At 41.7% G+C, this 21,977-nt stretch carries 21 protein-coding genes; all 21 read right to left on the bottom strand.

Features of this window, described 5'->3' with window-relative positions; all coding sequences use genetic code 11:
• Window positions 1-38: 38 nt before the first annotated feature.
• Window positions 39-797 carry a hypothetical protein gene (locus KYS23_RS16735; RefSeq protein ID WP_218419461.1) on the bottom strand — a complete coding sequence of 253 codons (759 nt, stop codon included), beginning with the start codon at window positions 795-797 and terminating at the stop codon, window positions 39-41.
• Window positions 794-1,864, bottom strand: coding sequence for a GSCFA domain-containing protein (locus KYS23_RS16730; RefSeq protein ID WP_218419459.1), 1,071 nt, complete (start codon window positions 1,862-1,864; stop codon window positions 794-796). Before KYS23_RS16730 ends, KYS23_RS16735 begins: the two co-directional genes overlap by 4 nt.
• A gap of 16 nt (window positions 1,865-1,880) precedes the next feature.
• A complete protein-coding gene (locus KYS23_RS16725; RefSeq protein ID WP_218419458.1) occupies window positions 1,881-3,476 on the bottom strand; it encodes a heparinase II/III domain-containing protein in 1,596 nt (531 codons plus the stop codon).
• The gene (locus KYS23_RS16720; RefSeq protein WP_218419456.1) at window positions 3,476-5,560 is read right to left on the bottom strand and encodes a glycosyltransferase family 4 protein; all 2,085 of its coding nucleotides are present in this window, start codon (window positions 5,558-5,560) and stop codon (window positions 3,476-3,478) included. The genes KYS23_RS16725 and KYS23_RS16720 overlap by 1 nt, the downstream gene beginning before the upstream one ends.
• Window positions 5,560-9,003, bottom strand: coding sequence for a glycosyltransferase (locus tag KYS23_RS16715; protein ID WP_218419454.1), 3,444 nt, complete (start codon window positions 9,001-9,003; stop codon window positions 5,560-5,562). Before KYS23_RS16715 ends, KYS23_RS16720 begins: the two co-directional genes overlap by 1 nt.
• A 100-nt stretch (window positions 9,004-9,103) precedes the next feature.
• Window positions 9,104-10,324 (bottom strand): UDP-N-acetyl-D-mannosamine dehydrogenase, encoded by a 1,221-nt coding sequence (gene wecC / locus KYS23_RS16710; protein ID WP_218419452.1) that lies wholly within the window; start codon window positions 10,322-10,324, stop codon window positions 9,104-9,106.
• Window positions 10,314-11,444, bottom strand: coding sequence for a non-hydrolyzing UDP-N-acetylglucosamine 2-epimerase (gene wecB, locus KYS23_RS16705; RefSeq protein WP_218419450.1), 1,131 nt, complete (start codon window positions 11,442-11,444; stop codon window positions 10,314-10,316). Before wecB ends, wecC begins: the two co-directional genes overlap by 11 nt.
• Entirely contained in the window at window positions 11,441-11,758 is a 318-nt protein-coding gene (locus KYS23_RS16700; protein ID WP_218419449.1) for a hypothetical protein, read from the bottom strand. The genes wecB and KYS23_RS16700 overlap by 4 nt, the downstream gene beginning before the upstream one ends.
• Before the next feature lie 108 nt (window positions 11,759-11,866).
• Window positions 11,867-14,161 (bottom strand): coiled-coil domain-containing protein, encoded by a 2,295-nt coding sequence (locus KYS23_RS16695; RefSeq protein WP_218419447.1) that lies wholly within the window; start codon window positions 14,159-14,161, stop codon window positions 11,867-11,869.
• 2 nt (window positions 14,162-14,163) lie between these two features.
• On the bottom strand, window positions 14,164-15,720 hold the full coding sequence (locus KYS23_RS16690) for a hypothetical protein (protein ID WP_218419445.1): 1,557 nt from the start codon (window positions 15,718-15,720) through the stop codon (window positions 14,164-14,166).
• Window positions 15,721-15,974: 254 nt separating this feature from the next.
• Window positions 15,975-16,376, bottom strand: a complete 402-nt coding sequence (rplQ, locus tag KYS23_RS16685) for a 50S ribosomal protein L17 (protein ID WP_013786212.1) — start codon at window positions 16,374-16,376, stop codon at window positions 15,975-15,977.
• A gap of 41 nt (window positions 16,377-16,417) precedes the next feature.
• Window positions 16,418-17,407 carry a DNA-directed RNA polymerase subunit alpha gene (locus tag KYS23_RS16680; protein ID WP_041452624.1) on the bottom strand — a complete coding sequence of 330 codons (990 nt, stop codon included), beginning with the start codon at window positions 17,405-17,407 and terminating at the stop codon, window positions 16,418-16,420.
• Between the two features lie 19 nt (window positions 17,408-17,426).
• The gene (gene rpsD / locus KYS23_RS16675) at window positions 17,427-18,047 is read right to left on the bottom strand and encodes a 30S ribosomal protein S4 (protein WP_013786214.1); all 621 of its coding nucleotides are present in this window, start codon (window positions 18,045-18,047) and stop codon (window positions 17,427-17,429) included.
• A 24-nt stretch (window positions 18,048-18,071) separates the two neighbouring features.
• Window positions 18,072-18,464: a 30S ribosomal protein S11 gene (gene rpsK, locus KYS23_RS16670; RefSeq protein WP_013786215.1), complete on the bottom strand. Its 393-nt coding sequence runs from the start codon at window positions 18,462-18,464 to the stop codon at window positions 18,072-18,074.
• 14 nt (window positions 18,465-18,478) lie between these two features.
• On the bottom strand, window positions 18,479-18,835 hold the full coding sequence (gene rpsM, locus KYS23_RS16665; RefSeq protein ID WP_013786216.1) for a 30S ribosomal protein S13: 357 nt from the start codon (window positions 18,833-18,835) through the stop codon (window positions 18,479-18,481).
• Window positions 18,836-19,009: 174 nt separating this feature from the next.
• Window positions 19,010-19,123, bottom strand: coding sequence for a 50S ribosomal protein L36 (gene rpmJ / locus KYS23_RS16660; protein WP_013786217.1), 114 nt, complete (start codon window positions 19,121-19,123; stop codon window positions 19,010-19,012).
• 37 nt (window positions 19,124-19,160) lie between these two features.
• The gene (gene secY, locus KYS23_RS16655) at window positions 19,161-20,480 is read right to left on the bottom strand and encodes a preprotein translocase subunit SecY (protein ID WP_013786218.1); all 1,320 of its coding nucleotides are present in this window, start codon (window positions 20,478-20,480) and stop codon (window positions 19,161-19,163) included.
• Between the two features lie 5 nt (window positions 20,481-20,485).
• Window positions 20,486-20,920, bottom strand: coding sequence for a 50S ribosomal protein L15 (rplO, locus tag KYS23_RS16650; RefSeq protein WP_013786219.1), 435 nt, complete (start codon window positions 20,918-20,920; stop codon window positions 20,486-20,488).
• A gap of 3 nt (window positions 20,921-20,923) precedes the next feature.
• Window positions 20,924-21,103, bottom strand: coding sequence for a 50S ribosomal protein L30 (rpmD, locus tag KYS23_RS16645; RefSeq protein WP_013786220.1), 180 nt, complete (start codon window positions 21,101-21,103; stop codon window positions 20,924-20,926).
• A 6-nt stretch (window positions 21,104-21,109) separates the two neighbouring features.
• Window positions 21,110-21,610, bottom strand: a complete 501-nt coding sequence (rpsE, locus tag KYS23_RS16640; RefSeq protein WP_013786221.1) for a 30S ribosomal protein S5 — start codon at window positions 21,608-21,610, stop codon at window positions 21,110-21,112.
• Window positions 21,611-21,619: 9 nt separating this feature from the next.
• Window positions 21,620-21,973 carry a 50S ribosomal protein L18 gene (gene rplR / locus KYS23_RS16635; protein ID WP_041453128.1) on the bottom strand — a complete coding sequence of 118 codons (354 nt, stop codon included), beginning with the start codon at window positions 21,971-21,973 and terminating at the stop codon, window positions 21,620-21,622.
• Between the last annotated feature and the right edge of the window lie 4 nt (window positions 21,974-21,977).

Raw genomic sequence — 21,977 nt, 5'->3', positions numbered from 1 at the left:
GCAACTGAAACGTCTGTCAACTTATAGAAAGACATCAGTCACTGAACGCTTTTTCCTATTAATGACTGAAGCACTATCTTCCCATACTTTTCGTTCATATGAATTAAGTCCCTTCTTCCTTTCAGCTCAAAATATCGTTCACTTTCCGGAGTACCATATGCATTACTAAATAATTTATCAGTGCATATCTCTCCAACGATTGTTTCGTCTGGTTGATGAAGTACTTCAGTACCAAGTTCGCAAAAGTATTGCGATGCATTTACAAAAGTTTCGCTTACAAATGATTGTTCTTCGTTATCAATACAAATCTGATGGACATCATCTGTATATTCACCATTGAGGAGATATTCAGACGAACGCGGAGTAGGCACAAGAAATACTTTCTTAAACCCAGCATTGACTAGTGCTTGGTTTACCTTGAAGGCAAGAGAGTTTTTAGTTAACTCTTCTACTGTTGCGTTAAAGCAGTCTTCGGATATTAAAAATTTTGTCTCAGATTGTGAAGTTAACCTGTGTGTTCTATAAACATCCAAAAATTGTTTTAACTCAAAACCTAGGCCACAAATTAAAACTGCATCGTAATTGTCTAGGGCAACTGTACTAGCTAACCCGGGAAGAATCTTGATTTGGTCGATTTGTGTTTCTCCATTTACCCCTTTAATAACTAAACGATTTTCTCCCGTTGATCTCCAAATATAGAAGTCAATAGAAACGTTCGTTTTGGTATAGCTTAATTGATCCCATGCCAATTTAAGCATTGCTGTGTGAGAATTACCTATTAACGCAATTTTTGTCATTTGTTAAATGCCTCAAGTAGCACGTCTTCACAAAACTCTTCATCAGAATTTTGAGACGGATCTGAATAGTCAGAAGGCACGGACGTATCTTCGCCTATATCTTCAATGAAAGCGTCTCCCGATTCGTTAACACTGAAAAAAGTGTTCATTGCAATTCCGACACCTTCTGGTGAGACTGAACGTAAATTCTTTTCGTATAATTTACCCGCCGCCAAAGTTGAAGTTAAAATATCAAATGAAGGAAAATAATCTATATCGTCATTTTCCGCGGCTAACTGACCAGCAACTCCCCGAAGCACCGATTTAGAATATGTCGTTGCAGTTAATACATGTTGGCCGGAAGCTGTTGCAGTTAAAGGAACTGGAGAAACACTCAAAATGAACCTAAGCTTCGGATTTACGCGCTTGATGTGAGCCTTTAATTTCATGAAATCTTCATAAATTTCTAAGAAAGTAAAGTTTTTGAATTCATATTGAGAATCATCAAATTCTCCAGCGATAGTCCCCGGTGCAGTTGGATAAATATCACCGGAATCTTTGTGCATCCAAGCTTCGGTGAGGCCCAGAGTAAAAATGAAAACATCGGCTGTTTTGAACATTGTTTTGACACAGGACAAATGTCTTTCTCTGTGCGCTATCACCTCTTCTGAGCTAGCATGCCCTTCTGGCTCTACTGAAGGTCGCATTGCATCAAAATAACGACCATTTCTTTCCCAAACTACCGACAAAGGTTTCCAAAGCCCAAATGCTTCTTCAAACAATTGGAGCAACTGCCTCATCACATAAACGTTGCCAGTCCTAGCTGAAAACAGTTCGTAGCCAAACTTATTTGCAGCTAACCCATGTAAACCTTTGGGAGGCGGCTCAGAATCAAATACCGTATATCCTCGCTTTCTCATATTTCTAGCTATATGCTGAGCAAAGCAACTACCCAAGGTTATTACTTTCTCGGTCTTGTTAACTGGTTTTTTGGGTCGATAAACATTCGCTAAGTTTTCAATACTTTTTGCAGCGACACCTGTGCGCCAGAATGCATCTCTCGATAGACCTTGATATGGTGACTTCATATCTTCTCCAATATATCTAAATTAGCCGAACGCAGAAGCTAAACCGACCATGTTTACTAGCATCTATTTCCAATGAAGGAGTACTTTCATAAACTCCATACTGTTTAGAAAAAGGCCGTTCCTTTATTGCAACCTTAATGTTTTCGCTACCATATGAAATAATCATTCGTTGATGTCCATCAACACTGATAGTAGCTTGACTATTTTCTAAAGAGACATTAGAAAACTGGTGGAAGAAAAGGTTTTCCATTATTCCTTTTTCTGCCCCTTCAATATTGTCTGTTATTTCAATCATACCGGACGCTAACTGACTTATATTGATAGTGCGCTTTATTTTCTGTCCATACAAAAAGCTCTCCGCGACAATAAACCCCTTAGTTACACGTAGTGTCGGAACGCCAGCGAGCGCCTTCCTATTTCTAGTCGCTTTTTCGCCCCAAATATAAGGAACATTATGACACTCGTTACTTCTAAGTGATATTCTGCGAGGGTCTTTCTCATTATGTGCGCCAAGTCCGCCATCTGACAACAAATCAATATTGTCATAGCTCAGGTAAATGTGGAGGTCGTCATCATGTCGGTGATATACCGAGTCAAAACAATTCTTGACCATTAGATACAGCGGCTTGTCTAAAATGTATCCTTTAACAATCACGTAACCTGACTTTGAATAGTCATAAACGGTCAAGTCTCGAGGGAAATCATACTTCTCAACGAAATGGCCGCCTCGTGTATCCCCAACTATTGGCAAGGTTCCATCAACAAGAGTAAGAGCTTTTTTAAAATTAGTGGCACGCTCTTCAAGTAACGCAGCTTTTTCAGATACCTTGTTAGCGTGCAACTCACCTAGTTTGCGAAATCGAGTTAAGCGTCTTAGCATAAATATATGATAACCCGGGCTGTTTTCTTTATGTACGCCTTCCTCCGTATACGCGAATTCAATTTCTTCAATTAATCGATTTTCAGACAATTCAAAAAACAGCTTCCAAACAGAGTGATTGGTGTACAAACCAATAACGAATACAGCGGTGGCTTGATCGAAACCATGATTCGTGTGCTTTGAGTAGTTTTCGTCTTCAGACAGCCAAGCAATATGCCTTTTCAGAATATCTTCCATCAGATAAGGGCTATCAAGTTTTTCTACGAACTCATTCAGTTCATCATCCAGCCACAAACAAAATAGCCAATTAAAGAGGTTGGTCAATCGATACGACGTTGCATGATCATGCCATCTTAGCGTCTTGTCATTATCCTCTGGGATTATCTCAATCCAATTGATAAGACTATCTTTGCAAAACTTCGCTGCAAGTTTTCGTTCTGGCGCGGAAAGCAACTTCCTACACGCCACGAACCAGGCTAAAAACGGAAGTGCTTGTACTTGCCACCACCAATTCCGGTCTTGTCCTGTTGGATCCCAGTTGAAAGTTCGGAAGTCAATATCGGCATCTTCGAAACTATTAGTTTTGACTATGCTTTCATTTATCGCTGCAAGTAAATTATCTTTCGCTTCTAGACTTTTGCCTGTGTTTTCTCTGCAAAAAAAAGAAACCTGAGCGTCATTAACGCTCTTAAAAACATTTTTCAGCGAATTATTCTGTGTTGTTACAGCCATTACCCAATTAGTTCCCTTATCTGACTTACTATGTGGCTCGTAGTAAAGTGATGTTTGGCGTATTTCATTATGGATTTCGACTTAGCCGTTTCGAAAATCGGGGCTTCAAAGTCTTCGGGTAGGTTTCCGTATACATATTTTCGGGGATACACCGTTTCCGCCCCTGCCCAAGGCAAGATGATTGGAATCGCACCTGACGCCATTCCTTCAGCTACAGCTTGATGACTGCCTTCAAAATCACTTGTCGACAAGATATAGCCTATATTTTGAAACCATTCTGGCATATCGTTACCGTGACCATCAAAAATAACGTTATCTTTCCACTTAGCCGCCGCGATACGAGCGTCTTGTTCCTCATACTTTACAAATTCGTCAGCAAACTTGGGCCCTTTCATCCAGGGATAATCATGTGGCGTTTTTCCTTTCACCCTTAATTTATATCTGCTGTCGGTTTTCCACAAAGACTCAAAAATGTCTAGTGCTAAATCGAAACGCTTGCGCCATGGCACCATCCCGATGAACCCCAGTGTAAACTTAGCATCGTCGCTCTTATCCAACGCAAAACGTTCACAATCTACCGTATTGAAAATGAGTTTACATTTTTCCCTTGGCAATTCATGCATCTCAACAAACTCTTCATACCTATACGGTGCGATAAAGATAAATTGATCGATGTTGTCTGAGTTCCCTTCATCAAGATATTGAGGAACCTGATTTTCTTGTAAGTGAACTCTTACTAAAAGTTTTTGCCCAGGCTTTTTATTTTTCGAATACCAGCGGATATTACCCAATCCCCATTCACAGAAGATAACATCAGCAGCTTCTAGCTTTGACTTGCTTTCATTTTCATCGTGCTTTGTATGGCCATTCCATTGTTCAATAAGCACGTTGTAATTACTATCTTTTTCGTAGGCAGAAATTACATCTTGCAAAAATTTGAGATCGTGTCCTGCGAATAAGATTGTCTTTTTCTGGTAACAAATTAATCGCTCGATTATTTCGTTGTGATCAACCGACTTGGCGAAATTTTTGTATGCTTCATAAGACATTTCAGATGCCTTTTTGTAAAGCACTACATCTGTCAAAGCATCATGAATTTTATTAACTGCATCAGTATTATCTTTTGCAAATAATGGATAGTCACTACCGAGTAAGTCTTTGTGTACTTTTGTGGGTCTTAAAATGACCGGCTTCGCACTGCTCATGTACTCAAAAAGCTTAGTTGATAACTCCTGAGATTCATCATTGTCAATTTTTGTTGAGCGAAGTGCGAAACCAATATCAGATTGACGAGAAAGCGCTATGCTTTCTTCTCTAGAAACGACGCCAACCCAGTTAACACTGTCTTCAGACTCGAAATAGGTTTGAATTTCATCTTTCCTACCTCCAAGTTCACCGTGAAACTTATTTCCTGCAATATTTAACTTGGCGTAGGGAAGCTTCTCTTTCAGTAACTTAAATACATCTACCAAATCTGGAGTGCCCCACTCTTCAGAGAACTTCCCAGTGTAACAAACGCTGTTAAGTTGATTACGGAAGCTAGGTCGCTTCATGATAGGCGGAATTAGCGGGGGTAAAATGTAAATATGCTCTTTGGGCAAATCAAACTCACTGCTATAGCTCTCTCGCATTCTTTCACTTTGTACTATGGCAAATGCTGTTGCGTTTAGCAGTTCAGATACCTCCACCTTTTCTTTCACCGACAGTTCATGGCGACGTTGAAAAGGCTCCAGCGTATAATAAGCAAGTCTGCCGGCAAGGAATTTAACTAATGCCTTACCCATTTCAATATTACCGCGCACAAGCACTCGGTCGTAATTGTTTTCTTTGTCCAATTGCTCGATAGCTTGAGCCGCTTGTTCTGGCTTTAATGGCCGAGTACTTTTTTCAATGCGATTGATGTTGACCAGTTTATCTACCTGTCCATTCAATGGGCCACCTTGATGGGTCGCCTTAGACAAGAAGTCGAGCTGTACTCTTGGGTCTTTCGCGATTAGGGCCAAAAGCTCAGCGAGCCAAACGGAAGAGCCGTCCATTATATTTAGGTTTACATCGGCGTAGATAAGTAACTTTATTGTTCTCATTATTGTTTCTCGCTTATCGCTGGGTGAAGATTGTCGTATTGCGTTTTAATTGCCACGTCTTCCATTAACGTTTTTGCAATATTGTCATTCAAGTCTACGTCTACACTCACACCCTCAAGCGGTTTTGCGAATTCAGTTAACACTCTAAAAATCTCTTTATCGCTATTCATATTGAGATAAGGATAAAGCTCATTGCTATTTTCTAAATTTACAACCAGACGCTTATCAAAATACGTCTGTGAATTCACAAGCTTCCTCGCCTTTTCTACCATATCAACCGTACCCGCTGTAATAACCGCATTCACTACAGGTAGATGCGGTATTACAGGAATCCCTACGCGCTTACAAACTTGCTCTAGTCTATCAGCAATAGTATGTCTGCCGAGTGTCTCTCTAGCACCCTGCTCAGCGATTCGCTTATATTCCTTCTCATCTTTCAGCATTTCTACATAGTCAATGATGTCTTTCTTGTTATCGCTAGCACAAACAATTCCGCTAAATTGAGTTACAACACCTTCAGAGTAGTTACTGATTACTGGTGTTCCTGACGCTAGTGACTCGTATACACGACGGGCGAACATAGTCGGACTATGCTTAACAGTGTTCATATTCACCGTATAACGATACCCCTTGTAAGCCTTCCACATCTCATCAGGCTCTAAGTAACCGACTACATGTTTTTTGAAATATTCTGGAAATTGAAGATGGGACACACCGCGCTTCAAACAACGGTCATAAATTTCGTAAGGTACACCAGCATCATCCAAGCCCCCTAAAATAGTGTGAAAATCATCACAACGCTCTTGCTTGTCAGAATAGTAAGAGCCTGCAAACGCTGCTTTTGGTGAGCGAGCTATAACTTCAACTGGGTTATGCACTTTGGGCTGGCAGAAAAAAGAAAGCGCCTCTGCATCTATGCCATACTCGCTTCTGTAGCTTTGCACCATATTTGCATCGGTGGTGTAAACATAGTCAAACAGCTTCGCAGTAGGAGCAAACCGACTATAGTGCACAGGATCTTCTTTGGACCAAAAAACGGTTGGTATACCTTTTCTATTACAGTAATTAATAACATTTACCAAGCTGTCCATTTGATTGGTACCATTAGAGGTATACCCGTATATTAGACCACCCCACTTGTTCTTGTTGCCAAACCAACAGCTTTCTACAAAAAGAAAATCGGGACGAGATGCATCCAACTCATTTTCCCAACTCTCTGGCGAAATCGGCACAAGGTCTACTTCCATTCTGAAGCATTCCATTGTGAACTCGTCGAGAATAGCTGCAACCTTGACGTTGGCTAAGGGTCGGGCAGGAGTTGCTTGCAGTGCTTTTCTTAATTCTGAAGCCTTACTTGTATCTGCTATTTTTTGAACATTCGATGCGCACTGAATAGGACGCTCAACGAAAACACTCCCTTTAGCATCCCACTTTTGTAGGCCAATCGTTAGCTTTGTCGCACCTTTGGGTGGAATTATTTTAGCTACTTTTTCACAAGTAACCTCTAGATATACAAAGTTTCCTACCGTCTTAGACTGAAGTAAACCTTGATGCTTACCCTCTAATTCATTGCCTTCGCTATCATGGAATTTAACTCTTGCAATTAACGACTTCTTGCGTTGTTCGTTTTGATTTTCAAAATTAAATTTGGCAGTCAATGTATGCGGAACAAACTCTCTTACCGAAAAAGAAGTCCATGAAGGATCTTTGGTGACTGACTGCGCCTGCTCTACACTCCCGTCGCGGTTTTCTGGTGACATCGTAACATCGAAATTGCGGACTTCGACGAACTCCGAACTTTCGCAGTTGAATGCACACAAACCAACTTCAATCTTTCTAACTTCTGGCGGTAACGCTAACTTGTGCAGAAGCTTAACTTGCTTATTAGTGTCAGCAATGTACTTAAACTTAGATTGCAAATGAGATGAGAAGGCAAGCTTTCCTAGCGCTTTGGAAACATCATTTCCCTGCTTATCAAAGGCCTTTACAAGTAATACTGCTTTTCTTTCTTTCTTAGTTGTGTTTTGGTAAGCAACTTGACCCAGAACGCGAAGTTCACACGGGTCTTCAACATCATATGTAAACCAAGATACCTCAGGTGTATTAAGCATAATTTTTTTATCAAACTGTTCATCGCCCTCGTCCGATTTAGAAGCTACAGTTTCAGTTACAGAATCAAGCGATATATCTCCAGAAAAGCTTTCTCCCATTAAGGTCGTATCAATCAGACTTTGCTTTAAGTTATGCCAATCTGGAGCCACTGTCTTTGCGTGTAAGCTTTGTATTAGCACTTCCTTTAGGCTATTAATATTATCGGCCTCGAAATAATAAACGCTGCTAAATTTTTCAGTGATTTCTTTCAGTACTGGTAAGTTAGAGATAACAAGTTTCTTCCCATATGAAAGTGCTTCAATAGCTTTCATAGGAGGAACAATTTGACATACATCCAAGTTCCTTCTCGGTATAACTATTGTATCGATAAGTGCGAAATAATTTGGGACCTTATCTTGAGATACTCTCCCTGTTCTAATCAGCCATGACGAATCCGAATCAGATTCGTTACCATCAACACCATCCACAGGTTGATGATCACCCACTAATAGCAGCTTTATTTGCTCTCCGTCTTCAATCAATTGACGGCAAGCCTCAATCAATGCTTCAAGTCCTTCGTATTCAGTAATACTACCTACATAGCCGACCACTTTATCAGAATCTGAAATACCAAGTTCTTTTCTCAATTGGCTATTGGCACTTTCGATATGAGGTAACGTATCTAATCCGTTATGAATGACACTTATTTTTTCTTGACTTACTCCTCTGCAAGTAAGTTCAGCTCTCATTGTATAACTTAGTGTAAAAACCTTATCTGCCTGATTGGCAACAAAAGTATCCCTAATGCTTTCCTTTTTAAAGCTTGGTGTTTCTTTGTATTCTGGCTCTCTTGTAATACGAGATAGTTCCCAAAAACCCCTTATTTCGTAAGCAAATGGAATATTTAGTGCTTTAGCAGCTGCCCAAGCTGGCAAGGCAATTTTCCAGTTTGAAGCTGCTATAACTTTTTCAGGTCTGTAGATTTGAAACAATTCGCAAAACTGAGCAAAAGATTGTTTTAAGTGTTCTTGCTCACTTATCCTGTAGTTGTCATTTTCCCATCGAGAATGGATGTAACGCACTCCGTTTACATCAACCACGGGTTTGATTGAATTTGCAGCGTTAGCATTTAGTTCCCACGGTCTTCCGGGTCGCACGAAGCAGAATACATCTTTCCCACTGTCTATAAGAGACCGAGCCACTCGTTGTGTTCGTACGGCATAGCCATTGCTAGCATAACTTGCGCCGTGACTTACTACGTAGGCAATTCGATTTTTAATAGAGGAATAGACTTGATGGGATTTTTCGGACGCAAGCTCTTGTGCTAATTGAACAACTTTATCTTTTTTCATAACTGCATGTTCCGTGCAAGGGGATATTAAGAATTTTGAGGAACTACAAAAAAGCCGACAAAACGAGAACGTCTAGCCGGCTTTGAGATATCATGCTGGACTATCGATTGAACAGGCCTGCAAAATCGATAGATTTTTCGCCAAATGCATGTGCTTTGAATTCTTTGTGAGCTACCAAGTAAACAAGAATATCAGCATTACTCGCTTCTTCCTCAGACACCAGTTTAAGCCCATCAAACTCTTCGATATTTGGTTCGACAGCAACTACATTGTGGCTTTCGTTTAGTTTTTGAGTGATGTAAAGCGCAGGAGACTCTCTCAGATCATCAATATCAGGTTTAAAAGCAAGTCCCATACATGCAATTATAGGAGGACGACCTTGTGCTTTTTCAAACTCGAGTGCGGCATTCTTCACTTTTTCGGCAACCCATTCAGATTTGTAATCGTTCGTTCTGCGTGCCTGTTCAGTCATCTTTGCTTTGCCGTTAGCAGAGTTAACGATAAACCATGGATCGACTGAGATACAGTGCCCGCCTACGCCACAACCGGGCTGCAGCACATTGACTCGAGGATGGTGATTTGCAAGTCTAATTAACTCATAAACATCGGTACCCATATCATCACATAGCATGGATAACTCGTTTGCAAAGGCAATATTCACATCACGGAAAGCGTTTTCTGTTAGTTTAGCCATCTCTGCTGTCTTTGATGTCGTTTCTAACACCTCGCCTTCAACGAACGTACGATAAAATTCAGCAGCCGCCTTAGTTGAAGCAGGGTTAATACCACCAACAACACGATCATTTTCAATGAGCTCACGCATTATTTGCCCTGGCAATACACGTTCAGGTGAGTGAGCAACATGAATTTCAGAAAGGTCTACCCCTGCAGCTTCGAGCTCGGCGGCCATCATTTCAGTGGTGCCTACTGGTGAAGTAGACTCTAACAGAACCAAATTACCTGGCTTTACAAATGGTGCGATCGCTTGCGTGGCACTTTTTACGTAGTCCAAGTTTGGAATAGGTGAGTTTGTCACTGAATTAAGCTTGTCGTGATGGAAAGGCGTGGGTACAGCAACTAAGAAAATATCGGCTTCAGTTGGCTCTAAATGAGCGGAAAGCATATTGCTGTTCACTGCCGATTTTACAAATGTGTCCAACTCGGGTTCAACGATGTGAATTTCACCCTTATTGATTGTATCAACTGCTTTTTTGTTTACATCAACACCGTGTACGCGGAAGCCACGATTTGCAAGAAGTGCAGCGGTTGGCAAGCCGATATAGCCCATCCCAACAACACAAACAGTTTTATTAATTTCCATTTATTGTCTCCATCAAAACTTCGATGATTTTTTCGCACGCTTTTCCATCGCCATACGGGTTATGGGCAAAGCTCATCCCTTTATATTCTTTGTCGTTGGTAAGTAATAGGGAAAGTTGTTGCTTGATCACTTCGACATCGGTTCCAACCAACTTTACTGTTCCAGCTTTAACTGCCTCAGGGCGTTCAGTTGTATCACGCATCACAAGTACAGGCTTGCCAAGAGAAGGCGCTTCTTCTTGGATGCCACCAGAGTCAGTTAGGATGATGTGCGCTTTGTTCATAAGGTAAACAAAAGGCAAATAGTCTTGCGGTTTGATCAGGGTAATATTGTCAACACCATTCAGCAACCTATTAACTGGCTCTTGGACATTCGGATTCAAATGAACAGGGTAAACAATTTGACATTCTGGGTGTGCTTCGGCAGTAGCTGCTAATGCTTGACATATCCTCTCAAAACCACCGCCAAAACTTTCTCTTCGGTGACCTGTTACAAGGATAAGCTTCTTGTTTTCGTCTAAGAAACTGAATTCTCCAGCCATTCGACTATTTAAAGCTGCATCGGTCTTGAATTTTTCACTGACACTTAAAAGCGCGTCAATTACTGTATTTCCCGTAACAGTAATAGCAGACTCTGCCACAGCCTCGTTCAATAAGTTTTGCTTTGAGATATCTGTGGGCGCGAAATGATAGGTGGTAATTGCCCCCGTCAGTTTACGGTTGGCCTCTTCCGGCCACGGCGAATAAATGTTTCCAGTTCTCAGGCCAGCTTCAACATGCCCCACTGCTATTTGCTGATAGTAAGCAGCTAGACTTGTAGCAAAAGTGGTAGCTGTATCACCATGCACCAAAACCACATCTGGCTTAAAGTCAGCTAGCACAGGCTTCATACCTTGCAAAATATTAGTAGTAACATCTGTCAAGTCTTGACCGGGCTTCATGATATCTAGATCATAATCAGGCTTCAGCTCGAACAGCTCTAAAACCTGATCAAGCATTTCCCTATGCTGTGCGGTTACACATACCCTAGCGTGAAGGCCCTGTGTTTCAGCCAGTTTCAATGCTAGAGGAGCCATTTTTATCGCTTCAGGGCGTGTACCGAACACGGTTAATATTTTCATTGTTTCTCTAAATCCATCAGTTTAAATCGTAACTCTTGTACATGGTTATAGTACTTTTCTACAAGCGCCTGAGATTGTTCTAGTTGCTTTTGGTTACTCTGTGCTTCTTCGGAGTAAATGAGGTGAGATTGATGCACGTCTTGTGAACTTTTTTTGCTAGCAGCACGCTGTTTACAAAGCCAAAGATTAACTTCAACCAAATGTTTACCCAGCACCGCTCCAGCAAGCTCATATTTTTCTGCAGCCTCTTGATATTTTTCTTCTCGAAACAAGAGGTTAGCTTCTCTCATATACAAATACTTTCCACTACTCATCTTCGTGCTCTATAACTTTTTTCTATTGCGCCCAAAGGTATACCATTAGCGACTCTCGAATACTACCACAATTGATTCTGATTGCATTAATCAAGTGTATTGGTCTCACTATGGCCTACTTTTAACTAACAACGACTCTCCGCTGTCGCTAAGCGGTTCAAAATTAAAAGAAAGCCCTCTCCTTTCTGTTTCAGTTTGCCAACTAGTGATAAGCTTCTGCCTTAATTCAGCGTTATTTTCTTCAAAAAAGAAGTCAACGGTATGCATGGAAAGCTTGTCTAATATTGACGGGAGTGCGGCACCGCGGCCATCCGCTGAACTACTTTTCAAGAGAGGTCCATTAACTATTACGAGGATATTTGCACTACGGCCATCAAATATACGTTTGACTTCCCTTAGCTTCTCTTCGCAATCGTAAAACAGTGTAGAATCGACAGAACTGTATTTATTATCAATTAATGGGGAAAGACAAAGGTCTACAAACTGGTTTGAGTTTGCGTTTTCTAATAAATTTAAAGTATTTCCCAAAAATGTCTCTGACTGTTCGAAGGAAATGATGTAATTAGGTAGACTTCTGAAATCTCCACTTTCTATTTCAGTAAGCTTATCTTGCTCTCTTGAGCGCTTGGAATCATCGCCAAGATGCAGAGTTTTGTTTCGCATATTTTTAGATGCGACGACATCTGCCATTACGGCTGTGCTAGTACCACTTCCAAATTCAATGATTACATCGTAGTTGTTGAGTCGGATAAGTGACGTAAGGAAAAGAAGACTTTCTGAACTAAGTGACTCCCCACAGCTATACGTAATGAGTTCCTTGTTATGCAGCACATCTTGAAGCTTATTTAACGCCAATAGTTCTTTGCGAGTGTTCGTTTCGCTTTTCGTAATATGACGCCCTAATACGTTTGCTATTTCAACGCTTTCATTGCTTTGTGTTTTGAATAATGCATCTATCTTAGCTTCCAGCTCTTTCACTGACTTTTGAGTGTCACGAGAAGCCAGTAGGGTTTCCCTTTCCTGTTTTAGTGAATTGATTTGTGATTCAAGGACTTCTACCTGCTTTTTCCTACTTGCAAACCAAGAATAAACTTCGTCGCATTTATCCTGAGATTTTTTAAGCGCGTCTTCTAATGCTTTGATTTTCAGGATGTCCTTTTCGGCACTATCATTACGCTGCGATAATTCCTCTACCGATGCTTTCAATGCAGCGCTTAACTTTTCAATTTCGTTTTCCGAAGTGTTTAGGTGCAAGGCGAGTGATTCGATTTCGCTATTAGAGTCGCCCAATTTGACATTGAGGGATTTAGTCACACTGTTTGACGTTTCTAATTGCGACCTAAGCGATTCAATTTCATTGTTTGATGTTTCTAGTTTAGCTTTTAGAGAATTAATCGTACTGTTTAATGTCTCAACCTCTATTGTAAACGTGTCAACACTACTCTTTGAATCCTGAAGCTGAATGCGTATTTTTTCATTTTCAGATATACGTTTTTGCGCTTCTAAATTTGCCTTTTCAAGGTCTTTTTCTAGAGCAGTAAAAGCGACTCTGCTATCTTTTAATGAGTTACTTGCAACCTCTAGTGAATTCTTTAACGAACGATTTTCAGAGGATAATTGTTCTACTTTTTGATTACTCTCCTCAATAGAATGAGCCTTAGCAGTTAACTCAGTTTCATATTCTTTTGAACGAGTATGGTATTGAGCTATTTCAGAATCTTTCGAGGCCAATTGAGCTTCTAGCTCTACTAATGTCCTTTTTAGTTCTTTTGCTTGTCCCTCTGCAATTTCTAGCTGCGCGCTTACAGTACCAAGGTTGGCTAAACGCTCATCGTACATGTATTTGAACAATGGAATATCGGGGTCATCAGTATTAGTTGAATTTAGTTCAAAGTAACCACTGTTAAACAACAATCCAAGCTCACTTGCAGTTTTGGCGCCCTCATAAAGTGTTTCAATACTTGCAGACACATATATACAAGAAAAGAGTTCAATGTCACTTATTTGGATAAGAGACTCGATGATTTCGCCTGCAATACACGGCAAATCAACAATCAACGTATTGTCGTGTCCTGACAATTCACACAATGAGAGGCAGTCTGAAAGACTTATGCCTTCGACCTCCCTAGTTTCCTCAACAACTAAGCCGGGAAACAGTATTTTTAGGCCGGTTGGCACCTTTAGTGAACTCAGTTCTTCAATAGAATATATTTCTAAGTTATTTGAATCACCACTTACTGAAACTGCTGCATTTACCAATTCAACTGAGCCTTCAAATTTACCCCTGATGTTGTTCAGAGCTTCTTGTCGAGCCTCAAAGAAATAGCAATGTTCATAGTCTTGTGTTTTTTCAGGCGAGTGGTTTGCTTCACCGCACCCTAACCATAAAAGTTTTTTATTCATGACTACTTTGACTTCCTTCTCTCATGAGAAATCATAAGAGGAGAAATAGAACGTCCCTCCTCACGTCCATGCTTGATATAGTGCAACAACGGATTCATGCCCGTTTCCGCCACATCAGGATACCTTTGAAGGTACCAGTTTCCATCAAAACGTGATGAAGGGTTTCTGCCCTCAGATGCTCCGGAACTTAGATAGTGTTGCATAGGCTCAATACCTACTGCAGCAACATCTTTGTAGGTCTCTAAATACCACTTAGCATCAAATAAATCGCTTGTATAAATAAGACTTGCATCCAACAACTGTTGATTACGGTCAGTCGCTTTCCTATCTAATAAATGGCTTAGCTTCTCGAATTTTTGAGAAAGGCGCCAATAGGGAGACATCGTTGCTACTCGATACTTTGCTAAGTCTGTTCGTAGCTCATGGGCAATGTCTTCCTGTTCACTGATTTTCGCTTCTAGTTTAATTAGTTCTCTGTCTTTTTGTTTTTCAAACAGCGTCAGACTCTGGCTCTTTTCCTTTAATTCTCTAGCTTTATCTTCTAGCTGTCGCTCTAACTTGGCTATACTCTTTGCATATTTAGCACATTTCTGTTTATGCTCTTGTTTGAGCTTTTCATGTGCAGAGCGTTCTCGGTTGTACAGTTCTTCTAGCTTCTCAAACTCATCTTTTAATTTGACTGCCTGATTTTTTGATTTTTTATGCGCTTTTTCAGCTTGCGCTAAATCTGAGGAAAGGCTTTTCCTTGCTACAACTTGTATCTCTAATTCTTCTTGTGTAGTCAGTAATGCTTCAACAGAAAAATCCAGCGCTTTACACTGCTCATCAACTACCTGTTTCAATGACGTTTCTTTGGTAACGCTCTGTCTTTTTAACTCATTAAATCTTTCTTCTTCGACTTCAAGCCTAGAGATATTCACTTCTAGCGCTTCCTGTACACTAAGGATTTCGTCAACCAACTTGGCATTATCGTGCGCTAATTGTTGTTTCTCGTCTTTTTCCTTCTGCTTACGCTCTATAACTTCTTCAACGTCCACTGTTGGTAGAATATCTTTATGTGGAAAACGCAACGAAGCCTTTATGCGTTTGTCTAACTTTTTCAACTCAGCATTCGTGTATAAAACATAATTAGACAGCAACAACTGTTGGCTATAAATATTGGCTAAAATGTCTGTAACATCAAACTGAACTGTTATATCTAGGATTTCGCTGTCTGTACCACAAATACTGCAAAGAGGTATAAACGAAATTCTTAATCTATTCTGGGTTTGTAGCTTTAATGCACGACTGAGCGTATCTGATACGTGTTCGAGTTTCAGGCTACCTGATGAGCTTAGTGCTTCGGATATCAAAAGTTCAGTAGGAGGAATCAAAATACCCAAACTAGCTTCCGTATTAGCTGAAAGCAACTCTAGAAGCTTTTCTTCGCTTTCTGCAAGGAAAACATTGTTATTCTGGTGACTCTGTAAATCATCAAAGGTGGGTACAAATTTTAAAGAAGATTCATGAAAAATACGTTGGATGAGGTTAAAGGGGTCCAACGCGCACAAAACTACCATCTTTCTCTCCTAGAAGAACTCGGCAAACAATGCAACTTAAGCAAAAAACAACATGGTTTATAATTATCCTTTTAAGACATAGATACTATCAGATTATGTCATTATTGATAGCTTATATGTGTTACCGCTTTGTTAAGCATACCTTCCATTTACACAAAAAAACTCAATGAATCGTTCTCCACACATCGTAATGTAAGAACACAAAAAAAGGGGCCTGAGTTTTCACTCAGACCCCTTTTCTAATCGAGTATTTATTACTCTTCAGTTGCTTCTACTGCTTCTTCTTCAGCTTCAACAACTGGACGGTCTACTAGTTCAACGTATGCCATAGGGGCATTGTCGCCAGCACGGAGTCCGCATTTAAGAATGCGAGTGTATCCGCCTGGGCGAGCTTCGTAACGAGGACCAAGCTCGTTGAATAGTTTACCAACAACTTCTTTATCACCAGTGCGGGCGAAAGCTAAACGGCGGTTTGCAACGCTGTCTTGCTTAGCCATAGTGATAAGAGGCTCAATAACGCGACGTAATTCTTTCGCTTTTGGTAACGTCGTTTTGATCACTTCGTGCTTGACCAAAGAGCCGGCCATGTTCTTGAACATAGCTTGACGATGGCTGCTGTTGCGATTCAACTGACGACCACTCTTACGATGGCGCATAGTTTTATCCTTCTCTACAAATCAGTTTATTAAAAACCTGATTAATCTTTTTCAGCGATGCTCTCAGGCGGCCAGTTTTCTAGGCGCATACCTAGAGAAAGTCCACGAGATGCTAGAACATCTTTGATTTCAGTTAGCGATTTTTTACCAAGGTTTGGCGTTTTAAGTAGCTCAACCTCAGTACGCTGAACCAGGTCACCAATGTACTGGATAGCTTCTGCTTTTAAACAGTTAGCAGAACGTACAGTTAGCTCTAGGTCATCAACTGGGCGAAGTAGAATCGGATCAAATTCCGGCTTCTCTTCTTTCGCTTCTGGCTCAGACACATCACGTAAATCTACGAATGCATCAAGCTGTTCAGCTAGGATAGTCGCAGAACGGCGGATCGCTTCTTCAGGATCTAAAGTACCGTTCGTTTCCATATCGATAATCAATTTGTCTAGGTCTGTGCGTTGTTCAACACGGGCAGACTCTACACTATAAGCTATACGCTCTACTGGGCTGTATGAAGCATCAACTAATAAACGACCAATTGGACGATCATCTTCTTCAGAGGAGCGACGGGTAGAAGCTGGTACATAACCGCGACCCATTTCTACTTTAATGCGCATGCTGATTTCAGCTTCGCCAGTTAAAGTACAAACTAAGTGGTCAGGGTTAACAATTTCTACGTCGCCATCATGCTGAATGTCACCAGCAACAACAGGGCCAGCGCCAGATTTCACTAGAGTTAGGGTTGCCTCAGTTTTACCTTCAAGGCGAACCGCTAAACCTTTAAGATTTAGCAAGATTTCAATTACGTCTTCTTGCACACCTTCTTTGGTGCTGTACTCGTGAAGAACGCCATCAATTTCTACTTCAGTAACTGCGCATCCTGGCATGGATGACAACAAGATACGACGTAGGGCGTTACCTAGAGTGTGGCCAAAGCCGCGCTCTAGTGGTTCCAAAGTTACTTTGGCACGAGTAGGAGAAACGTTTTCGATCTCAACTAATCTCGGTTTAAGGAATTCAGTCACAGAACCCACAATGCTTCCTCTTTAGTTAGCTTTACTTAGAGTAAAGTTCAACGATCAACTGTTCGTTAATTTCCGCAGACAAATCAGTTCTTTCTGGTAGGCGCTTAAAAGTACCTTCCATTTTAGTGCTGTCTACTTCAATCCAAGTTGGCTTCTCGCGTTGGTCAGCCAGTTCCAAAGCAGCTACGATACGAGCTTGCTTCTTAGCTTTTTCACGAACAGAAACCACGTCTTCGGCAGAAACGTTGAATGATGGAATGTTCACAACTTGACCATTTACCATGATCGCCTTGTGGCTAACTAGCTGACGTGCTTCTGCACGTGTGCTAGCAAATCCCATACGATAAACTACGTTATCAAGACGCTTTTCTAAAAGTTGTAACAAGTTTTCACCTGTGTTCCCTTTTAGACGTGCAGCTTCTTTATAGTAGTTACGGAATTGCTTTTCAAGAACGCCATACATACGACGAACTTTTTGTTTTTCACGCAGCTGAACACCGTAGTCAGACAAACGGCCACGACGGGCTCCATGCTGACCAGGCGCTGTATCGATTTTACATTTAGAATCGATTGCGCGAACGCCGCTCTTAAGGAACAAATCAGTTCCTTCGCGACGGCTAAGTTTGAGTTTTGGACCCAAATATCTTGCCATGATCTTTCTCCAACTGTCCGTCGATTAAACGCGACGTTTTTTCGGTGGACGACAACCGTTGTGAGGAATTGGTGTCACATCGGTAATATTTGTGATCTTATAACCAGTAGCGTTAAGAGCACGGATCGCAGACTCACGGCCTGGACCTGGACCTTTTACAAACACTTCTAGGTTTTTAAGACCGTATTCTTGTGCAGCAACACCTGCACGCTCTGCAGCAACCTGTGCAGCAAATGGGGTAGATTTACGTGAACCACGGAAACCTGAACCACCAGATGTCGCCCATGCTAATGCATTGCCTTGACGGTCTGTAATAGTCACAATTGTGTTGTTGAAAGACGCATGGATATGAGCCATACCGTCTGCAACCTGACGTTTAGCGCGCTTACGCGTACTACGAGCTGGTGCTTTAGCCATAACTTATTCCCCGTTTACTTCTTAATTGGCTTACGAGGACCTTTACGGGTACGCGCATTTGTTTTAGTGCGCTGACCACGTAGAGGCAAGCTACGACGGTGGCGAATACCACGGAAGCAACCCAGGTCCATCAAACGTTTGATGCTCATAGAGACTTCACGGCGTAAATCACCTTCAACGGTAAATTTAGCCACTTCGTCACGAAGCTTATCAATAGTCGCTTCGTCTAGCTCTTTGATCTTTGTATCTTCTGCAACACCAGCACCTACACAAATGCTTTTAGCACGTGTAGGACCAACGCCATAGATCGCTTGGATAGCGATTACAGCATGCTTGTGCTCAGGAATGTTAATGCCAGCGATACGGGCCATTAACAGCACTCCTCTAATTTATTGTTGACGACCTAAAAAGCCCGATAGGATACTTACCCGTCAACTAAATTGCAAATATTTAGGTTCTGAACACTTTAAACAAAACCAGCAGAACCTGATAAGTATAAGTCAGGCCCTGCTTATTGGCTTTGCGAGTATTCAGTACCGCGTAGATTAACCTTGCCTTTGCTTATGCTTCGGCTCTGTACAAATTACGCGCACAACACCGTTGCGTTTGATAACTTTACAGTTACGGCAAATCTTTTTAACTGATGCACGAACTTTCATTACATCACTCCCCTATCTTATAAATTAAGGGGCTAACTTAACGGCCGTAGCCTTTAAGATTAGCTTTCTTCAGAACAGACTCATATTGACTACTCATCAAATGTGTCTGCACCTGTGCCATAAAGTCCATGATAACCACCACAATAATTAGAAGCGACGTACCACCGAAGTAGAACGGAACATTCCAGGCAATTAGCATGAATTCAGGCACCAAACAAATAAAGGTTATGTACAGCGCGCCTGCCAGAGTCAGACGAGTCATTACCTTATCGATATAACGTGATGTTTGTTCACCAGGACGGATACCTGGTACAAACGCACCAGACTTCTTCAAGTTATCCGCTGTTTCACGCGGGTTGAAAACCAACGCCGTGTAGAAGAAGCAGAAGAAGATTATCGCTGTTGCGTATAACATCACATACAGGGGCTGACCTGGAGATAGCATAAGTGCTACGTCCTGCAACCACGCCGTAGATTCATTCTGTCCGAACCATCCTGCGATAGTACCCGGAAACAAAATGATGCTGGAAGCAAAGATGGGTGGAATTACACCAGCCATGTTGACTTTCAGTGGTAAATGCGTGCTTTGCGCGGCAAAAACCTGACGGCCTTGCTGACGCTTTGCGTAGTTTACCACAATTCTGCGCTGTCCGCGCTCTACAAATACCACAAGGTATGTAAGCGCAATAACAATCACAGCCATCAACAACAAGAACAACAAGTTAATGTCGCCTTGCCTTGCTTGTTCTGCCGTCTGACCTATCGCTGTTGGTAGACCGGCAACAATACCAGCAAATATCAATATAGAAATACCGTTACCGATACCTCGTTCAGTAATTTGCTCACCTAACCACATTAGGAACATCGTTCCTGTGACCAAGCTCACTACTGCCGTAAAGTAGAATCCGAAGCCAGGGTTCAATACCAGTCCATTAATTAGGTTAGGCAGACCCGTCGATATTCCAATTGATTGGAAGATAGCCAATACCAACGTTAGATAACGTGTGTACTGACTAATTTTACGACGACCTGCTTCGCCTTCTTTTTTAAGCTCTATCATCGGTGGATGAACCACCGAGAGCAACTGCATAATAATTGATGCAGTAATGTATGGCATGATGCCCAAAGCCAGAACGGATGCACGCTCAAGCGCACCACCGGAGAACATGTTAAACATTTCTACAATGGTACCTTTCTGTTGCTCGAACAAGTCAGCAAGTACAGCTGGATCGATGCCCGGAATAGGAACGTAAGAACCTAATCTGAATACAACAATCGCACCGAGTACGAACAACAATCTTGCTTTAAGCTCACTCAAGCCGCTTTTCGCGCCTGAATCCAATCCTGGTTTAGCCATCTAGCTTATTCCTCTACTTTACCGCCAGCAGCTTCAATCGCTTCTTTAGCGCCTTTAGTAACCTTTAAACCGCTTACTGTAACAGCGCGTGATACTTCACCGCTCTTGATAACTTTAACGAACTGAATCTCTTTTTTCACAAGACCAGCTGCTTTTAAAGTTTCTAGAGATGCTGTATCACCATCAACCTTTGCGATTTCTGCAAGAGTTACTTCGTCAGTAACGAAGCTCTTACGTGATGTGAAACCGAATTTCGGAAGACGACGCTGAAGTGGCATCTGACCACCTTCAAATCCTGGCTTAACACGGCCACCTGAACGGCTTTTTTGACCTTTGTGACCTGCGCCACCTGTTTTACCTAGACCTGAACCGATACCACGACCAGTACGCTTACCAGAATGTTTAGCTCCTGGAGCAGGAGCAATAGTATTTAAACGCATAACTTACTCCTCGACTATTTCGACCATGTAATTAACACGGTGAATCATGCCGCGTACACTTGGCGTATCTTCCAGTTCACGAACATGGTTGATTTTACGAAGGCCTAAACCTTTAAGCGTAGCTCTGTGCTTTGGCAGACGGCCAATCGCACTTTTAGTTTGCTTTACTTTAATCGTTGCCATGTCTGATTACCCCAAAATTTCTGATACAGACAATCCACGTTTCGCAGCAACTTTCGCTGGAGAATTCATCTCTGTCAGCGCGTTGATTGTTGCACGAACAACGTTGATTGGGTTCGTAGAACCGTAACATTTTGAAAGTACGTTCTGTACACCAGCTACTTCAAGTACTGCACGCATTGCACCGCCGGCGATGATACCGGTACCTTCTGATGCTGGTTGCATGTAGACTTTAGAGCCAGAGTGACGACCTTTAATTGGGTGCTGTAACGTGTGGCCGTTAAGGTCAACGTCAACCATGTTGCGACGTGCCTTTTCCATAGCTTTCTGAATTGCAGCAGGCACTTCACGTGCTTTACCGTAACCAAAACCTACGCGACCATTACCGTCACCCACTACTGTCAATGCAGTAAAACTAAAGATACGACCACCTTTAACCACTTTAGATACGCGGTTAACAGCAATCAATTTCTCTAATAGTTCACCGTTCTGAACTTCTTGTTTAGCCATTATAAACTCCTAGAACTGAAGGCCAGCTTCGCGAGCTGCATCAGCTAATGCCTTAACGCGACCGTGGTATTTAAAACCACTACGATCGAAAGCCACTTTTTCAATGCCTTTCTCTTTAGCGCGTTCTGCAATTGCTTTACCGACTATCGCCGCTGCTTCAGCGTTACCTGTTGACTTAAGATCTTTTGCAAGTTCTTTATCTACAGTAGAAGCCGCTGCTAATACTTCAGAACCGCTAGGAGCGATTAACTGAGCATAGATGTGGCGAGGTGTACGGTTAATTACCAAGCGATGCGCGGCCAGTTCACGAATTTTTGCTCGTGCGCGTGTAGCGCGACGAATGCGAGCTGTTTTCTTATCCATCGTA

The organism is Alteromonas lipotrueae (assembly GCF_019249255.1).
In the GTDB taxonomy this organism is placed as follows: Bacteria; Pseudomonadota; Gammaproteobacteria; order Enterobacterales; family Alteromonadaceae; genus Alteromonas; species Alteromonas lipotrueae.
This window is presented reverse-complemented; position numbering and strand designations above follow the sequence as displayed.